The sequence below is a fragment of the Anaerofustis sp. genome, assembly GCF_019420015.1.
In the GTDB taxonomy this organism is placed as follows: domain Bacteria; phylum Bacillota; class Clostridia; order Eubacteriales; family Anaerofustaceae; genus Anaerofustis.
Map to the genome: position 1 here is coordinate 243,673 of NZ_JAHZIA010000008.1, position 13,216 is coordinate 256,888.

Here is a 13,216-nt window from a genome sequence, read left to right on the forward strand (position 1 = left end):
TAAAGTTATGAGAAAGACACTAGGATGTATAAGAAAAGCAGTAAAAGATTTTGATATGATAAGGGAAAATGAAAACATATGCGTTGCGGTATCAGGAGGGAAAGACAGTATGCTTCTTCTAAAGGCATTAAGAACCTTCATGTATTTTTCACCGGTTAAATTTTCACTGACTGCCATATGTGTTGACGTTGGATTTAGTAATTCAAACTTTCAGGTCCTTAAACAGTTTTGTGATGAAATTGACGTTCCCCTCAAAATAATCAAAACGGATATAGCAAAAATAGTATTTGAAGAAAGAAAAGAAAAAAACCCGTGTTCTTTATGTTCAAAAATGAAAAGAGCAGTATTAAACGAAACAGCACTGTCTCTTGGAAGCAACAAAATAGCATTAGGACATCACAGAGACGATTTCATAGAATCTTTTTTATTAAGCCTTATATATGAAGGAAGAATACATACATTTAAGCCCGTAACCTATCTTGACAGAACAGGAGTATACACAATACGTCCATTATTATACGCAAAAGAAAAAGATATAATACATGCAGTAAAGACAGAAAATATTCCCATAATAAAAAGCGGTTGTCCTGCCGACGGCTTTACAAAAAGAGAAGATATGAAAGAACTTGTAAAGTATTTAAAAAATAATTTCCCTAAGGCAGATGAAAGAATGTTTACCGCTATAAAGAATAATTTGGACAATATGAAATAAACTAATAAAATATAATGGCTTTATACAAAAATCTACAATTTGTTTATATCCTGATTTTTATAATTAGGATATATTTTTTTACGGAGAGACAAATTGGAAGATCAAACAATATTAAATTATTTGAATGACAATATAACAATTGAGTTATCGAAAGAAATCAAAAATAAAATAAATAAAGAGTGCATACTTTTGATGATAGGAACAGATAAATGTATAGGAGATGCATTTGCTCCCCTCGTAGGAAGCTTACTTAAAAGTTACAATTACATAAAAAACCCAATATACGGAACAATAAAAGAACCTATTCATGCTTTAAACATAAAAGAAACGTTAGAAGAAATAAAAATCAAATATCCGAATAAACCCATATTCATAATAGATTCAATGATATCTAAAAAAGGAAACATAGGAGATATTATTTTAATGAAAGGCGGTATATATCCCGGAAGCGCCCTTGGGAAAATATTACCTATGGCAGGCGATATATCACTAACTCTAATAGTAAGCAACAACGAAAAAGATGCTATAAATGCACTTACGACATTACGGTTAAATAATATATATGAAATGGCAAAAGTCGTTGCAAACTCAATTTTTATTGCCATGGGCAATTCTCCTTATACAGCAACCGGCGCAATATTGCAATAAAGGTTGAAATTAATAAAAAAAAGATTTTAAGAAAATCATTATTCTTAAAATCTCAATAATTTTTAATATTACAAAATTAATTCTTTTTGAAAAATGCAATACCCACACAATGAGGTCCCGCATGCGTACCGACAACAGCACCTATATTCTTAACAGGAGAAATATCTATATCTTTAAGTTCTTCAAAATTATCAAACATATATTTACTGAAAGATTCATAGGCCTCTTTATCATCAATATGCCCCATAAAAAACGCTTTGGAAGTATCTATTCCGTACTCCCTGGCTTTATCTATAATAAATTGATATCCTTTCTTTTTTCCACGTACTTTTTTTATTGGAACAACCTCTCCGCCTGTAATTTCGACAACAGGCATTATATTTAGTGTACTTCCCATAAAAGCCGTGGCTTTTGACAATCGACCGCCCATAACAAGATATTTATAATCTTCGATTAAAGCAATTAAAGTACTCTTATTTTTAATACGATTTATTTCAGTTTCGATTTCCGATGCATTTAAACCTTTATCTCTTAACTTGCAGGCTTCAAGCACAATATTGCATAATCCTAAAGTTACACTCATAGAGTCTATTAAATGCACACGTTTTTTTCTTTCTTCTTCCAAACTTTCTCGTACAAGTACAGCAGAGTTAAAAGAACCACTTAACTTTGAAGATAGGGTTATCACAACAACTTCTTCATTATTATCTGTATATTTTATAAATAATTCTTTTAATTTTCCTACCGCAATCTGACTTGTCGTCGGAAGCTCCTTGCATACGGCAAGCTTATCAAAAAATTCTCTATGATTAATCGTTACACCATCAATATATTCTTCTTCACCAAAATATATATTCAAAGGATAAACTTTGATATCATGTTCATTTATTAATTCTTTTGTTAAATCAGCAGTAGAATCGGTTAAAATATTTACTTTCATTACTGTTTAAAGCCCCCGTATTTTGGATATTACTACAAGTATACTACAATAAAATAAAAATGCAACTTATTAAGATATAAATCCCCCATCAACTTTTATTATTTCCCCCGTGATAAACGAAGCATCTTCACTCGCTAGAAATAATGCCGCATTTGCAACATCTTCAGGTTTTCCGATTCTGTTTATGGGCGTCTCCTCTTTTAAAGCCATCATATCTTCATCTGATAGATGAAGATTCATCTTAGTCTCTATAACACCGGGTGCAATTACATTAACATTTATATTGCTTGGACCTACCTCTTTTGCAAGGGCTTTGCTCATGCCTATCAATGCAGCTTTCGATGCAGAATAACATACTTCCATACTCGCACCGCTAAGCCCCCACATAGAAGCTATATTAATTATATTACCGCTTTTTCGGTTTATCATATCACCTATAAGCTCTTTTGTAATGATAAACGCACTTTTAACATTAACACTAAAGACATAGTCCCATTCTTTAATGTTCGTCTCATCAAAAAATTTAACAAGCCCAATCCCGGCATTATTTATAATTACATCTATATGATTAAATTGACTTTTTATTTTTTTGCAGGCATCAATAACATCACTGTCTATAGAAAAATCACACTGCAAAGATATTATTTTATGATTGTCATCTTTATTCTTTTTGATAAATTTATTAATTGAATCTTTATTTTTATTATACAAAAGAATTAAATTATGCCCTGCATTATAAAAAGTTTCTGCCAACTTAATCCCTATATCACCGCTTGCACCAGTAATAACCACATTCTTAACAGCCATCTATATCAATCTTTCTTCTATTAATTTTGCAAGTTTATCTGCGTCTTTTCTTATTTCTTCCTGATTTTCTCCCTCAATCATAACCCTTACCAATGGCTCTGTTCCGCTGGTTCTAATTAATACTCTACCGTTCCCTGCATACTTTTTATTTATTTCTTCAATTGCTTTTACTATAACTTCATCTTTATCATAATCATTCTTTTTGTCATTATTTACAGTAGCATTCACAAGAACCTGAGGATATATTACAAGATCTTTTGTCAGTTCATTGATATTTCGACCTTTTTCTTTTACGGCTTTACAAACAAGAAGCGCCGTTGCTATACCGTCTCCCGTAGAATTTATATCAGCAATAATCACATGTCCAGATTGTTCTCCACCAAGGTTAAAGCCTTCATCAATCATTCTCTCAACAACATATCTGTCTCCGACAGAGGTTTCACTTACACTTATTCCTTTTGCTTTCAAAGCTTTTTTTACTCCTAAGTTGCTCATTACAGTGAGAACCAACGTATCGTTGCAAAGTTCTCCTTTTTCTTGCAAGTAACAACTTAAAAGATACATAATCTTATCTCCGTCAAATTCCTTACCGCTGTGATCAACCATTATTACTCTGTCACCATCTCCATCAAAAGCAATACCGAAATCAGCATTTTTTTCCAAAACTTTTCTGGATAAATTTTTAACATGGGTTGAACCACATTTATTGTTAATATTTATACCGTTTGGATCATTTGCAATAACCATAACATTGGCGCCTAATTTCTTAAATATTTCAACTCCTACCTTATATGTAGCACCGTTTGCCATATCCAACACGATATTAAGCCCCTCAAGTGATGATATATTGAGTTTGCTCAATAAATATTTTATATATATTTCACCGGGATTGGCTATCTTAGTCTCAATTCCTATTTTATCCGCAACGATATCTCTGTCTCTTACCTTATCAAATATATATCTTTCAATCTCATTTTCAACTTCATCAGGGAGCTTATGCCCGGTTTTACTGAAAAATTTAATTCCATTATACTCATAAGGATTATGTGATGCAGAAATAACGATACCGCTGTCGGCATTAAACTCTTTTACCAAAACTGAAACAGCCGGAGTCGGTATTATACCCGCATTCAAAACATTTCCGCCCGCAGACATTATTCCGCTTACAAGCCCTGAGTAAATCATATCTTTTGAAATCCTAGTATCCATTCCCACAACAAAAGTAGGTGAACTTCCGTTATCTTTAGTCAATTTCATAGTAGCGGCATAACCTATTTTATGTGCCAATTTAGAAGTAAGTTGTGTGTTTGCTATTCCCCTTACTCCGTCAGTACCAAATAATCTTCCCATTTTTCTAATCTCCCTTTTTAATTATTATCATTTATTACTATCGCAGCTTTTATACCGTCAACAGCACTTGAAAGTATACCCCCGGCATAGCCTGCACCTTCACCTACAGGATAGAGGCCTTTTATATTTTCACTTTCCAGAGTCAACTTATTTCTCAATATTCTCACAGGAGAAGATGTCCTGCTTTCAACACCGGTAATAACGCCATTATAAAATGTATCAAAAAACTTATTAAAATATTCAAAAGAACTCTTTATGGACGAAGTCAAATTTTCCGGCAAAAGTTCATTCATATCACACTCTTTTACCCCTGGTAAATAACTCGGCGTCACATTTGTTTTACCTTTTATACCAAGGAAATCTCTTATGCTCATATATGGAGCATTATAGTTTCCTCCACCCATCTCAAATGCACGATGTTCAAGAGCTTCCTGAAATCTGATTCCCGCAAACAAGTCACTTCCATAATCGCTTTCGTTAACATTAACCACTATGGCAGAATTAGTGTTTGTCATATTTCTGCTTCTAAAACTCATGCCGTTGGTAACAACCTGTCCTTCTCCGCTTGCACCTGCAACGACAACTCCTCCGGGACAATTACAAAATGAGTAAACACCCTTTTTATATAAATCATCATGATATGTAAGATTATAATCCGCAGCACCCAATACCTTATGTCCTGCAAACTTACCGTAGCAACATCTGTCTATTTCTTCACGTAAATGTTCTACCCTAAAACCTAAAGCAAATGATTTGTTTGTCATATTTACATTGTTCTTACCTAGTATATTAAAAGTATCTCTTGCTCCGTTTCCAACGGCCAAAACAACACAATCAGAAATATATTCTTTATCATCGTTTACGATTACACCCTTTACGGCATTATCTTTAATTATTAAATCTGTAACAACTGAATTAAAATAAAATCTGCCCCCGTAATATTCAATTAAGGCTTTTAGATCTTCTACGATAACCCTTAATTTATCCGTACCTAAATGAGGTTTATTTAAATACATTATATCTCTCGGAGCACCGCATTTAACAAAAGTTTCCAAAACTTCTGTTTTAAGCGGATTCTTTATTCTGGAATTTATTTTCCCGTCTGAAAATGTTCCGGCTCCTCCAAGACCAAATTGTACATTTGAATTTGAATTTAAAATACCATTATCAAAAAATTTTTTTACGGTCTTTACCCTGTTTCTAATGTCTTCGCCACGCTCAAAAACTATCGGAGCGTATCCCATCTTAGCCAAATACAATGCACAAAACAATCCACTTGGACCGCTGCCCACAATTATAGGAGATAATTTCTTCTTTTTATTTAAGTTTATCGGATGAACATTACGGTCTTTATATATACTTACCTTACAACCTTTTGTACCTGGCTTTACCGGATAAGAAAGAATAACAGAATACACATAAAAAACACCTTCTGTATTTCTCTTTCTTGCATCCAAAGATTTCCTCAGTATTTTAAAATCCTTTACTTTTTGTTCTGTCAAATGTAATTTATTTATAATTACTTCTCTTTCACCACTGGAAATCAAATTATCTATATTTATTTTTATATTTTCTATTAAGTATTTTCTCACAATATTATTTCCCTCTTGTTATTTTTACAGTAATATTATTTTGACTTACACTTCTTATATTTACACCCTCAGGAATTCCCTGTGTACTTATTTTAATAGCAACAGAATGTGTTCCTTCATTTAATCCGGACAAATCTAAAGAACCCGACAAATTTTTTTCAGATATTTTATTGAGAAGACTGTTATCTCCGGATAAAAGAACGCTAACTTTATCATCAATAACCTCAGCTTTCAATCCTTCTGCAAGATTATCAAAAGTAAAAGATGTTATATATATGGTCTTCTCGTTAAGTTTATCTATTTTCACACTCACATCAATACTGTCTTTGGCATCGACCACATGAACTCCTTGAGGCAAATCAAGGGAAACATTTTTGTCAAATGATGATTTTCTGTCACTCAAATCAATCGACTCAGTATTTACAATATCTATATTTTCCAGTTTTTCTTCCACACCAGAAATAATTACAGTTTCTTTGTTTGCAGATATATCCGTTAATTTATATCCCTCGGCAACCTTACCTTTGCTGATAACATTTACTTTAACTTCCTTTATTCTGCCTATTAAGACAGAGACATTTGTACTAGAAGGAAATAAGTCAACATCACTTATTTTTTTGTTATTTTCATCTACTGCATACAAAGAAATATCGGAAGTAAAATCTTCGTTTTTATTTTCTACATCAACATTTCCCACAATGGCACTTACTTTTTCCACACTGCTGGAAGGTCCGCTTATATGAACGTTTTTAGTTTCCGGAGATAAAGACAATACACTGTAACCACCCTTTACATTTCCTATAGGTTTTATTACCGGAACACTTATATCTTTGCTTCCTTTCTTTTCAACTTTTACTTTTATAACATTAGGCTCTTGATCCACTATTGTAACGTCACTGGGAATACCTTTGATATTTATATTTAATGTATAAGTACCTTCGGCAGATATATCCTTTAAATCAACGCTTGCATGTATATTTTGATTATTAAGACTCTTAACCAAAGAACCTTTACCGTAAACTTTCATACTGTCTATTTTATCCTTCGAAAGAGAAACAATAAAATCATTTTGATCCAAAATACCTGTATTAGATGCAGAAATCGGTATGTTTTCTATTCTGCTGTATGTCATATTGTCACTGTCACTTATAGCATATCCCCATAAGAGAACAGAAAGTAAAAACGAAATTAATAATGTCATAACCTTACTGTTATTTTTTTCCATTGCTATGTTTTCTCCTTAATACTTTTGACTTTGTACTCTTATGAGAAGGCTCTTCAATCAATATTTCCGTCAAAATTCTGCGAATACCTCTCTCTCCTACAAATCTGGATAACTTACCGTTAATAGCATAAGAAATAACTCCTGTTTCTTCGGAAACCATCAATGAAACACAATCGGAATGTTCGCTTATACCTATTCCCGCACGGTGTCTGGTACCGATACTGGTAGAAAGATTCTTGTTTTGAGAAAGAGGTAAAAGACACGCAGCAGCTCTTATTCTGAGGGTTTCACTGTTAATGATTACCGCACCGTCATGTAATGGGGTGGCATATTGAAATATATTATTTATAAGCTCACTGCTGAGCAAACTGTCAAGTTTTACACCCGTTTCCACAACATCATCAAGGGGAACCTGACGTTCAATAACTATCAACAACCCCGTTTTTGTCTTTGACAAATCACTCACACTTTCAACAATCTGATCTACAGCAACACTCGGAGAATCAAGATCCTTTTCCATAAATATATCTTTTATATGACGTACATTTGTTTTACCGATAGTCTCTAACATTTTCCTAAGCTCTGGTTGAAACATTATAAGAAGCGCAAGAAAACCTACTGTAATTATATTTTTAAATACAAAATTAACCGTAACAAGTCCAATCCAATCACTTACCTGAGTAATAACAAGAATAATAATTATTCCTTTGGCAACCTGTTCTGCCTGAGTCCCTTTTATAAGTCGTATTATTCCATATATAATTAAAGTCATTATAAGAATATCTACTGCAGACAATATATTAAATGATTGAAAAACTTGATTAAAAAAAGATGTTATCTGAGACATTCAATTTACCTTACCTTAAATTCAAATTCATAAATAACTAAATAAAACCGAATACAAATAAATTATTGACAATCAAATTTATTTTAAATAAATAAATTAAGATTTATATTAATTTATATTCAACTATATATTATTATACATTATTTTACAGTAATTGTTTAAATTTAATTAAATATTAATATAAAATAAAAAAGCACCTTTGATAAGGTGCCTTTAAAATTATAATCCAAATAAGTGTAAAACATCATCTGTTACATTTCTGAGTCCGTTTTCTATGGAATTTGCCAAAGATGTATATCCTTTAACTTTATCAGAAAAATACACATTTTTTACTTGTAGATATTTAGCTTTGATTAAGTTGTTTATTCTTGCTTTTTTCTCTGAAGACAAACTGTTTGCACTTGTTTTTGTTTTTACTGCACAGTAAGCTTTCTCTCCGATTATCGCAATTTTAACATCTTCTATACCGGAAATTTTCTTTACTGAGTCATAAACGGCAGTTCCTTCCTGCTTATTCTTGTATGATTCAGATGAGCTGTAATATCCGGAATTATTATTTGTATATTGTCTGTAATTTCCGCTGTAATCAAATTGATAAGGTATCAAAGAATAATCTTTGTTTAGTACATTATCCTTGCTTCCTTTAGCATTACCGTCGATGTCATTTGCCAAATCATTTGCCCCGTTTTTTACGTCATTACCCAAATCTTCGGCACCGTTTTTAACATCGTCTCCTATGTTTTCAACACCGTTTTTAACATCATTTGAGGCATTATCCATTTGACTTTTTACAGTATTGTCTGTATTATTTCCGCAACCTGTAAAAACTGTAAACATAAGAATCGATGAAAGCATTATAGTCATAAATTTTTTATTCATATAATTCCTCCTTTCTATATTATTATTTAAAAAGAAGGATTTTAATATGCTGGTAATAACTTGATTAAAAAGTATTATTTGCTATTTATAAAAGACATATTTTTCCAGTTTTGACGCTTATATACATAAGCCAATATCCATAACCGTCATATGCGCTTGGCTCATAATAAATAAATCCGGTAGAACCGAGAAAAGGCTGAGTATCATCTTTATTACTGCCTAAAATTCCGTATACGTAATATTTAAGCTCATTTTCGCTGACAAGTTTACCGAATATCCAATTCGGTAAAACAGCATTTTCCAATTCTAAATTTTTATATCCCATAAATGGATAAATGAGCGGCATAACAAAACCATTATATATTATATTAATATCATCCAACCTGGAATCATTTTCATCCACATAATAGAATTTATGCTCACCGTCTAAACTTAAAAAATTTTCAACAGAAAATTCTTCCATGATATCTTCGATTAAAACATCATTGGCATTAATAATCTTTTTAGGTTTTTCTACTGTTTTTTCTTCTTTTTTCTCTATAAACTCATACTCCGATTTATCAGATAAATTATTATCGTTATAATTTTTAAGCTCCTCATCCAATGCAGATTCAAAATCATCAAAGTCATTTTCTGTACTGTTTTTGTTTTTAGGAGAAAAAATATCAAAAAGATTTTCCAGCACTTTCAAGTCATCTTTTTTCTTTAACTTATCTTCATCTTCTTTTTTATTAGTTTCCTCATCAAATAATTCATCGACATCAAAAGCCATTTCCTCTGCTTCATTATTTTTTATTAACGGAATATCATTTTCTATATTATTATCTTCAAATTCTTCTTCTTTTATTATCTCAATATCTTCTTTTAAAATGTTTTTATCTTTTACAAGAGTAGGAACTTCCATTTCTTCTTCAACTGCATCTTCATAGTCATATCCAAATAAAATATCTCCTGAATATATATCAACGATTTCTATTCTATCAAATTCTTTCACTTTGTTTTTTTCTATTTGTATTCTTTTCTCAACTCTATTTATACTTTCAACCTGGAAAATAGCAGATGTATATTCTCGGTTATTCGTTATAAAAATTACGGCATACTCACCTGCAGGCATATTATTCAGTTTTAAATTCATATTCAAACTATCGCTTTGTTCTCTCAAATCAAAATTCAAACTTGCCTTATTATCTTCCAAATTCAAGAATTCTTCATTTAATATTTCTATCATATTCCCCTCCCACTTATTTATAATTTATTTATATTCTTTCAAATATAAAATTATGAAAATATTACATCCAATAATTTAGCTTTTCCTTCAGGTACTATATATTAAAGCAATCCTCATAAATAAAATGTCAAAAATATGTCTGCAGAGGAAAAAATGCTCAAAATGCAGAAAATAAAATGAATTTAAAATTTATCAAAATACTGTATAATATTACTACTATATGTAATTTGTCCGAATATAAATTATATATAATTAAAATTTTAAATTATAAAACAACAATAAATAAGGAGTTATAATGAACAAAAAATTCACAATAATAATTTTGACTTTTTTATCAGTTCTTATCCTATTCGGATGCAATGAAAAAAAAGCATATGAATCGACATTAAATCTTACAAAAGCCCTAAAGGAGGTAGAAAGGCTTACTTATGAAAAAAATGACAAAAACATCCCTATATTCTACAATATGACCTCTGCCAGCGATAAAGAAATATCAAAAATATATAAATTGGATAAAAACGATTTTGATGAACTGATAATAAAACAATCCGCACTTTATTCTAAAAGTAATTTACTTATCATGGCAAAGGTTAAAGCCGATAAAAAAGAACTCGTAAAAAAACAGTTAGATAACTATATGCTAGAATATGAAAAAATATGGAAAAAACAAAATCAAAAAGAATATAACTTGGTAGTAAACCGAAGTTTCTATGAAAATAATACGTACATGGTTTATGTTATTTCATATGACAACAATAAAGTTATAGATACAATTACATCTTTATTTGAAGAAAAAGAAATAAAAAAATAAAAGAGTCCAAAAGGACTCTTTCTATTTTAATATATCATTGCTCCTGTCTACATATGTAGTATGTAAAACCTCATGAGCTTTATGAGAATTTGGTTTACCCAAAAATTCTTCATAAACTTTTTTAACCGCTGGATTATCGTGAGATTTTCTTGTAGGTCTAACGTTCTTATCTTGATTATATAATACTTTTGCTCTTTCTTTTGCAAGAGATAACCCTGCATTAATAAGCTGACTGTTTACGATTGGTTGTCCACCACCGTTTACACAACCACCAAGACAAGCCATACACTCGATAAAATCATAATCAGCTTCACCTTTTTTAACTTTATCCATAAGCTTTCTTATGTTTGCACCACCGTGAACAACGGCAACCTTTATTTCTTTATCACCTGCTTTGATAGATGCTTCCTTAAGTCCTTCAAGTCCTCTTACTTCTTCATAATCCACATCATCACAAACTTCTCCCGTTATAGCTTCAACAGCAGTTCTTGCAGCAGCTTCCATAACACCGCCAGTAGCTCCAAAAATTACTCCGGCTCCAGAACTTTCTCCGTAAATAGGATCAAATTCTTCATCTTCAAGATTTTTAAAGTCAATACCAGCTTCTTTAATCATTCTTGCAAGCTCTCTTGTTGTGATACAAACGTCGCTGTCGTAGTTGTCACCTTCCATTAATTGCTCTCTTCCTACTTCAAATTTCTTTGCAACACAAGGCATAACGCTTACAACATAAATATCATCAGGATTAATATTATTAGTTTCAGCATAATGAGTTTTTATTAAAGCACCTGCCATAGCTTGAGGTGATTTACATGAAGAAAGGTTTGGAATAAGTTCTGGATATTCTTGTTCACAAAGTTTAACCCAAGCAGGACAACAGCTTGTAATCATAGGAAGAGTACCGCCGTTAGAAACTCTATCCACAAGTTCATGTGCTTCTTCCATAATAGTCATATCAGCACCAAAATCTGTATCAAAAACTTTATCAAATCCAAGTCTTCTTAAAGCAGCAACCATTTTACCTGTTACATCTGTGCCAATTTCATATCCGAACTCTTCTCCAAGAGCAGCTCTTACTGCAGGAGCAGGTTGAACAACAACGTGTTTGTTTTCATCACAAAGAGCTTCCCATACTTCATCAACATTTACTTTTTCTGTTAAGGCACCTACCGGACAGTTAATAACACATTGTCCACAGTTAATACAATTTGTATCGGCTAAATAATCACCTTTAACAGGTCTTGCCTTTGAATCAAATCCGTTATCTTTACCGATCAAAGCACCGATACCTTGAATTTTATCACAAGTATTTATACATCTTTTACAGAAAATACATTTAGATTCATCCCTTACTATTGAAACAGATTTATCATCGTATGCATCTGATGAGAAATCTCCACTAAAAGGAACCGTGCTTACTCCCAAATCATTTGCAAGGGTTTGAAGCTCACAGTTTCCGCTTCTTATACAAGTCGTACAATCTCTGTTATGGTCAGAAAGTGTAAGTTCCATTGTATTTTTTCTTGATTCTCTTACTTTAGGAGAGTTTGTAAATACTTCCATTCCTTCTTTTACAGGGAAATTACAAGCACTTCTTAAAACATCAGAACCTTTAATTTCAACTACACACATTCTACAAGCACCAATTTTGTTATGTTCTAAGAAACATAATGTAGGAATATTAATTCCGATTTGTCTTGCAGCTTCAAGAACCGTTGTTTTTTCTTCAACGCTAACATCAATATTATTTATCTTTAAATTTACCATCTTTTCATTTACTCCTTGACTACTCTTTTATAAAATCAGAACTGAAATTTTCAAGTGCACTTAAAATAGGAGCAGCACCTTTTTGACCTATAGGGCAAAGAGTTCCGATACTCATGTTTTTTGCAATCGCTTTTACTTTGCTGTAATCATCTTTTTCTGAAATATCAGAAACGATTTTCTTAACCATTTCATCCATTCTTTTTACCCCAACCTTACAAGGGAAACATTTACCGCAAGATTGAATTAATAAAAATTGTAAGTAATCTGATATTTCTTTTGCCATATCAGTTGTTTCATCGATAACAACAACAAGAGCAGTACCCCTTATTATTCCATTCATCATTAAAGCCATAAAGTTTACAGGTTTAGAAACTTCAGAATCTGGTAAATATTCACCATAAGGAGCTCCT

General features: G+C 31.6%; 13 protein-coding genes. 3 read left to right on the forward strand and 10 right to left on the reverse strand.

Annotated elements, in window-relative coordinates; genetic code table 11:
• Positions 1-7 precede the first annotated feature (7 nt).
• Entirely contained in the window at positions 8-712 is a 705-nt protein-coding gene (locus tag QZ357_RS02630) for an ATP-binding protein (RefSeq protein ID WP_290771481.1), read from the forward strand.
• 93 nt (positions 713-805) lie between these two features.
• Positions 806-1,360, forward strand: a complete 555-nt coding sequence (yyaC, locus tag QZ357_RS02635) for a spore protease YyaC (RefSeq protein ID WP_290771483.1) — start codon at positions 806-808, stop codon at positions 1,358-1,360.
• 76 nt (positions 1,361-1,436) lie between these two features.
• On the opposite strand, the gene QZ357_RS02640 is transcribed toward yyaC, so the two are convergent.
• From QZ357_RS02640 to QZ357_RS02675, 8 genes are all read right to left on the reverse strand, one after another.
• The gene (locus QZ357_RS02640; protein ID WP_290771486.1) at positions 1,437-2,300 is read right to left on the reverse strand and encodes a DegV family protein; all 864 of its coding nucleotides are present in this window, start codon (positions 2,298-2,300) and stop codon (positions 1,437-1,439) included.
• Between the two features lie 69 nt (positions 2,301-2,369).
• A complete protein-coding gene (locus tag QZ357_RS02645; protein WP_290771488.1) occupies positions 2,370-3,107 on the reverse strand; it encodes an SDR family oxidoreductase in 738 nt (245 codons plus the stop codon).
• On the reverse strand, positions 3,108-4,457 hold the full coding sequence (gene glmM / locus QZ357_RS02650; protein WP_290771490.1) for a phosphoglucosamine mutase: 1,350 nt from the start codon (positions 4,455-4,457) through the stop codon (positions 3,108-3,110). It abuts the gene before it with no gap.
• A gap of 17 nt (positions 4,458-4,474) precedes the next feature.
• Positions 4,475-6,049, reverse strand: coding sequence for an NAD(P)/FAD-dependent oxidoreductase (locus QZ357_RS02655; RefSeq protein ID WP_290771492.1), 1,575 nt, complete (start codon positions 6,047-6,049; stop codon positions 4,475-4,477).
• A gap of 4 nt (positions 6,050-6,053) precedes the next feature.
• The gene (locus QZ357_RS02660; RefSeq protein WP_290771494.1) at positions 6,054-7,274 is read right to left on the reverse strand and encodes a CdaR family protein; all 1,221 of its coding nucleotides are present in this window, start codon (positions 7,272-7,274) and stop codon (positions 6,054-6,056) included.
• Entirely contained in the window at positions 7,261-8,121 is an 861-nt protein-coding gene (cdaA, locus tag QZ357_RS02665; RefSeq protein WP_290771496.1) for a diadenylate cyclase CdaA, read from the reverse strand. Before cdaA ends, QZ357_RS02660 begins: the two co-directional genes overlap by 14 nt.
• A 219-nt stretch (positions 8,122-8,340) precedes the next feature.
• Positions 8,341-9,000, reverse strand: coding sequence for a hypothetical protein (locus QZ357_RS02670; protein ID WP_290771498.1), 660 nt, complete (start codon positions 8,998-9,000; stop codon positions 8,341-8,343).
• Positions 9,001-9,085: 85 nt separating this feature from the next.
• Positions 9,086-10,228, reverse strand: coding sequence for a hypothetical protein (locus tag QZ357_RS02675; protein WP_290771500.1), 1,143 nt, complete (start codon positions 10,226-10,228; stop codon positions 9,086-9,088).
• A gap of 295 nt (positions 10,229-10,523) precedes the next feature.
• Between QZ357_RS02675 and QZ357_RS02680 the strand changes: the two genes are divergently transcribed.
• Positions 10,524-11,039, forward strand: a complete 516-nt coding sequence (locus tag QZ357_RS02680) for a DUF4358 domain-containing protein (protein WP_290771502.1) — start codon at positions 10,524-10,526, stop codon at positions 11,037-11,039.
• A gap of 21 nt (positions 11,040-11,060) precedes the next feature.
• On the opposite strand, the gene QZ357_RS02685 is transcribed toward QZ357_RS02680, so the two are convergent.
• Positions 11,061-12,806, reverse strand: coding sequence for an NADH-dependent [FeFe] hydrogenase, group A6 (locus tag QZ357_RS02685; RefSeq protein WP_290771504.1), 1,746 nt, complete (start codon positions 12,804-12,806; stop codon positions 11,061-11,063).
• A gap of 19 nt (positions 12,807-12,825) precedes the next feature.
• Positions 12,826-13,216: NADH-ubiquinone oxidoreductase-F iron-sulfur binding region domain-containing protein (locus QZ357_RS02690; RefSeq protein ID WP_290771506.1), on the reverse strand; the 391-nt coding region annotated here is incomplete at its 5' end.